The organism is Bradyrhizobium sp., from assembly GCF_049581145.1.
GTDB lineage: Bacteria > Pseudomonadota > Alphaproteobacteria > Rhizobiales > Xanthobacteraceae > Bradyrhizobium.
On record NZ_JBAURI010000417.1, the window covers coordinates 1 to 5,193 of the forward strand.

Consider the following 5,193-nt stretch of genomic DNA (forward strand, 5'->3'; position numbering starts at 1 on the left):
GACCGCTGTTGTCGGCCACCGCGATGAAGATCTTTCGCGGCAAGCGGCTCGGCACGATCTACGGCACCATCTCGATCGGCAGCGGACTGGGATCGGCGTTCGGCTCCTGGGCCGGCGGCCTGATCCACGATCTCAGCCACGCCTACAATCCGCTGATCCTGTTCGCACTGATCAGCGTGGTCCTTGGCATGATTCCCTTCCTGGTGGTGCCGGCGCTGCGGAACTGACCGCGGCGCTTCGATCCCCGGAAGATCGCGGCAATACCAGGTCGTCAGTTGTTGTTGTTCGGTTGAAAATCGACCGAGTTGTTCTGCTTCCCGGTGTTGAAATCCATGATCTTCCGCGTCACGCCCGGCAGAATCGCCGAAATCGGATTGAATTTCACCACCGGCTGGCTGGGCGTACCGACGACCTCATAGGTCACGCCGAACAGTCCCTCATTGCTGCCGCCGCCGAGGAAGATCCCGAAGAATGGGATCTGGCCGAACATGTTGTTCAGGCCGTAGAGCGGAACGATGGTGCCGCTCATGCGCACCAGGTTGGCGTTGTGGTCGATGTTGCCTTCGATCGTAAGCCCGATGGTCGGTCCCTTGACGACGCCGTCCCTGATCGTCAGCTGCCCCGTTTGTCGGGTAAACTTGGCTTCGAGCGCCGAGAACGCGATGCCGTTCGGAGCACCGGCCGGGCCGCCGGCGGCGGCGCGATCCAGCGCCGCCTCGCCCTTGACGGAGAAATCGCGGATATCGATCTGTCCCTCCTTGGCGCTGGGCTCGACGGTCGGCGGCTCCATCGCCAGCGTGAGCTGGCCGCCCATCAGCTTGGAATAGGTATCGGTGAAGCGGAGGAATGCGCCGGCATCGGCGGTTTCGAGAAGGATGACCTCGCGCCCGCCGCGCGCCGGCGTACTCAAATCAGCGGTGACGGCGGTATCGCGCCCAAGCTTGCCGGCGAGGTTGAAGCTCTTGATCACCCCGGCGCGCCTGGAAAACTTCAGATCGACGCTGCGCACCGCCTCGCCGTTGAAGCCCGCCACCGCGCCAAGCTTGAGATCGACGTCGATGTCGGGGTTCTTGGTCTTGCTCTTGTCGGGCTCCTTGTCCTTGCCCGAGATCGCCGATTTCAGAAAGCTGCGGCCGTCGAACACGTCCCCGCGCATGGTCACCTTGATGACGCCGTCCGGGCCGCGCTCGGCCTTGAGCGACGCCTTGTCGCCTTCGGACGGCGAATAGGTCGGGAAGGCGGCGTTGATCAGATCACCATTCTGATCGACTTCCAGCGATCCCTTGATCGCGACGCCGCCGCCGTCGATGACGATGTCCTCGAAGCGGGTCGATTGCGCCTTGGGCACCAGGTTGAACACGGCACGGCTCGACTTGCCGGGCAGCTTGACCCAGCCCGGCAGGATATTGTCGAGCTTCAAGGCGGTCAGGTCGGCCTCGATGCCGACGCGACTGTCGTGATCGCCGCTGCTGATCTTGCCGACCACCTTGAGCGGGATCGTGCCGCTGACCGCCGGTCCGAGATCGAGCCCGAGCCGGGTGCGGGCCGCGTCATCGAGCGCCGCCTGCATCTTGATGTCGGCGTCGCCATCGGCCGGCTTGTGATAATCCAGCGTCGCCGGCTGCCCATTGATCTTCACGTCGCCCTTGACCCCATAGCCCTGGTTGTTGGCGACGAGCTTCAGCGAATTGGCTTCGAGCTTCTGGTTCATCACCAGTTTGTCGGCGGCAAATCCGTTGAGGTCGGCCTGCACGGCGTAGGTCGTATCCGCCTTCGTCAGCTCGCCCTTGACCGGCATGCCGAGATTGATGGTCGCGGAAAACGTTCCCTTGCTCGCGTTCGGATCGATCGGCACCGAAGACAGATCGCTCAGACGATCGGAGGAAAGGATTTCAGCCGCCGCCGCCACCGGACCGTCGGCCTTCAGCCTGACCCGCGCAGCCGGCGGCTTCGGATGGGTATCCGGCACCTCGAAAACGAAATCCGAAATATTGAGCTTGCGGCCCGCTGGGGTGTCGGCCGTCGCCTGCCCGATCGTCACGGTCGCGGTGCGGCCGGTGACGTGTGCTTTCAAATCGGCATCGTGCACCGAGGGCAATCCATCGACGGGATGCACCGTGACGCCGCTCGCCACGATATTAACGGAAAGCCCGTCGTCCGGAATCGGCGGCCCCTTGCGCGGCAGGTCCTTGATGGGTGAGTTGACGCCGACTTCAAGCCGCTGCAGCGAGCCACGCTCGATACGCTCGATCACCCATTCGCGCACCTCCGGCGCGATCAGGACGGGCCATAACCGCTTCATCGCGGAGGCCGACATCGGGGTCCCGGCAAAACCGAGCTTCAGCTGGGGTTCGCCGGAATAGTCGATGCTGCCGGTGCCGGCGATCCCGATCTCGCCATTGCTGATGTCGGCCTGGGTAAGCAGCACCTGCTTTCTGTCGGTATCGAAGCGGAAGCCGATCGCGATACGGTTGAGAATCAAGGGCGGTTCGCTGTCGATGCCGGCAAGCACGATCGTGCCGCCGGAAAAACCGAGCTGCCAGTCATTCTCGCTGCCATTGGGCGGCTCCAGATGCGCGAGCAATGTGATCCGGTTCTGGCCGGAGATGATCTTGAAAGGCGCCACCAGCACCCGCCGCCCGGCATCCCATTCCAGGCTCATTTCCGCCGAATCGATGGCCATCGGATAGTCGGGTGTATCGCTGTCGATGATGGTTCCCGCACCAACCACGATCTTGCCCTTGAAATAGGTCGGCACGCCGTCTCGGCCGATTTCACCCTTCAGCTCGCCGTTCAACGGCAGATCGGCGCTATAGGTCAGATCCTTTAGTCGCAGGGCCAAAAGGATGTTACTCGTCGAGACGTTGTTGATACGAACATCGACCGAACGGACGCCGTCCGCGGGAGCGCCGACCGCGACGCGCAACGACCATGGGCGGCTTCCCTCTTCGCCGAGGCTCAGCGCCACCCCGCCCGCGGCCGGACGGCGCAGGCTGAGGCTGATGTTCTCGAAATTCCATTTGTTGCCGCGCTGCTGATCGTCAACGATCAGGTTCCCGTTCTTCAAACCGATTTCATTGAGGTTTTGACCGTCCAGGCCGGTCAGGCTGAGACTGTCGAGCCAGTCAAGCCCCGCGAGCAGTCCACTGGTCGTCGAATCGGCCTTTGCCGGCGCAGCACTCGTCCCGTTTGGCGCGCCTGGCACCGGCATGGCGGGCGCGGGACTGGCCGGCGCGGTGGCTGCGGGCTGGTCCGGCCCCGATGGCGTCACGCCGGCCAGTCGCTTCGACGTCACGCCGGTCGCCAGCGGCTTGGTGGTATCGCCGGTCGAGACCGTCACATAGCCGTCCGGGGTAATGCGGACCTTGAGCTCGGCGTCGACGAGGTTGAGGCTCTCGGCGCGCAGCTGCCCCATCAGCAGCGCCGCGCCGGAAAACCTGACCTCTGCTTTTGGCGCGCTGGCGACGATCGCCCGGTCGTGGTCGCGGACGACGATGTCCCGGAGGCGAACGGCGACGCGAATGCGCCCGACCCGCTCGATCTGCGTGCCGCCGACCTCGACGGTGTTGCCGTGCCCAATATTCTGCTCGATCGCGCCGGCAAGCCAGGGCGTGGCCATGTCGAGATTGATCGGGCCGGCGCCGAGCCGCAGCCACAGGGCGCCGAAACTGCCGGCGAAGATCACCACCAAGGCCGCGATGACGATGGCCAGGCGCCTGACCCAGCGTCCCCCTGCAAGCCGTCGCCGGGACGCGACAAAGCCGTCGCCGACGCGACGCAGGACGGAATTGGATCGCGACAGCAACCGGCGCGCATGATGGCCCGCGGCCTCTTCATGCTCCGGATCCCAGTTCGCCTCATGCCACTCGGTGGCGGATCGGGCGGAGGCGGACGGATTGGGCGGACGCCCCGCACCTTGACGCTCCGGTCCACGCCCAGCTTCCTGGGGCGGCGGCGGTTTGGGTGGCGATTTTCTTGCCATTGCCTCTCGGTGCTGGCGCTCGCTACGGGATTGACCGTTGCCAACGGCTTGCCTGTCGACCGGCGAAGAGCGCTCCCCCGGCGGCGTTGCGGCCAATCCTCGATTCGTCCTGTCGCTCGTCATCTGGCGCGAATGAACTCTTTCAACGAGGGGACAGGCGGTGCGTCGAATTCCTTGTAACCATACTCCGGGGCTACCAGACTTGCACAGCCGCCGGGTCGATTCCGGTTCGCCGGACAAGACCGCAGGAGCCTGATGATTGATCCGCCGAAAGCGACGAAAGGAAGGCGTATGTCCACGAAATCGCGCAACAATTCCTCCAAAGCCGCGCCGCGCCGGCCGGTCCGGGCAAAAGCGGCTGCGAAAACAAGCCGCGCAGCCGCGAGCAAATCAGCCAAGAAGGCAACCTCTGAACCATCGCATACCGCCGCATCAAAACGGTTAACAGCTTCTGACACCGCGGTGCAGTCGACGGCGGCAGCCAAGGGCGCCACGGGCAAGAGTTCCCGTGTGGGGACGCCGTCGGCTTTGGCGGCGGGGATCAAGGAGGGTGCCAAGGCGCCGGAGTTCCGGCTGCCACGCGACGGCGGCGGCGAGATCGCGCTGTCCGATTTCGCCGGCAAGAAACTGGTGCTGTTCTTTTATCCCCGCGCGAATACCCCCGGTTGCACCCGGGAAGCGATCGATTTCTCGCGACTGTCGGCCGATTTTGCCGCCGCTGGAACGGAGGTCCTGGGCGTCTCGGGCGACTCCGTGAAGGCGCAGGACCGTTTTCGCGACGATCATAAGCTCTCGATTCCTCTGCTCTCCGATCCGCAACACACGATGCTCGAAGCCTACGGCGCCTGGGGCGAAAAATCCATGTATGGCAAGATATTCCAGGGGATTCTTCGCACCACGATCCTGATCGGCGCGGATGGCCGGATCGCCAGGATCTGGCGCAAGGTCAAGGTCGACGGCCACGCCGAGGCGGTACTGGAGGCCGCACGGGCGCCGTAGCCGGCATCAGGCCTGCGCATGTTTTTTGGCGAGGCGGCAACCAACCTTCCGGGTCGTGCTGCAAGCCGTCGCATTTCCGGAAAATTAACTATGCCCGGGTCAAATCGCTCCCGCAAAATCAGCCGTACGGAACTTGGCTCCGGCCGGCACGGGAGTGCCGATGTCGTACCGTTCTGGTCACAATTACAACGAGTACCCCCAGCACCACGCCC

General features: G+C 64.3%; 3 protein-coding genes and 1 pseudogene. 2 read left to right on the top strand and 2 right to left on the bottom strand.

Translation table 11 applies throughout. From position 1 onward, the window contains the following. Positions 1–227, top strand: a pseudogene (locus WCB02_RS13540) (MFS transporter); the annotation flags it as partial. 44 nt (positions 228–271) lie between these two features. Here the strand turns inward: WCB02_RS13540 and WCB02_RS13545 are convergent. Beyond that, positions 272–4,105, bottom strand: a complete 3,834-nt coding sequence (locus tag WCB02_RS13545) for a DUF3971 domain-containing protein (protein ID WP_423958732.1) — start codon at positions 4,103–4,105, stop codon at positions 272–274. Then, the gene (locus WCB02_RS13550; RefSeq protein WP_423958733.1) at positions 4,102–4,440 is read right to left on the bottom strand and encodes a hypothetical protein; all 339 of its coding nucleotides are present in this window, start codon (positions 4,438–4,440) and stop codon (positions 4,102–4,104) included. The genes WCB02_RS13545 and WCB02_RS13550 overlap by 4 nt, the downstream gene beginning before the upstream one ends. A 4-nt stretch (positions 4,441–4,444) precedes the next feature. Here WCB02_RS13550 and WCB02_RS13555 point away from each other — a divergent pair, with 4 nt between their 5' ends. After that, entirely contained in the window at positions 4,445–4,981 is a 537-nt protein-coding gene (locus WCB02_RS13555; protein WP_423958734.1) for a peroxiredoxin, read from the top strand. Positions 4,982–5,193: the final 212 nt, after the last annotated feature.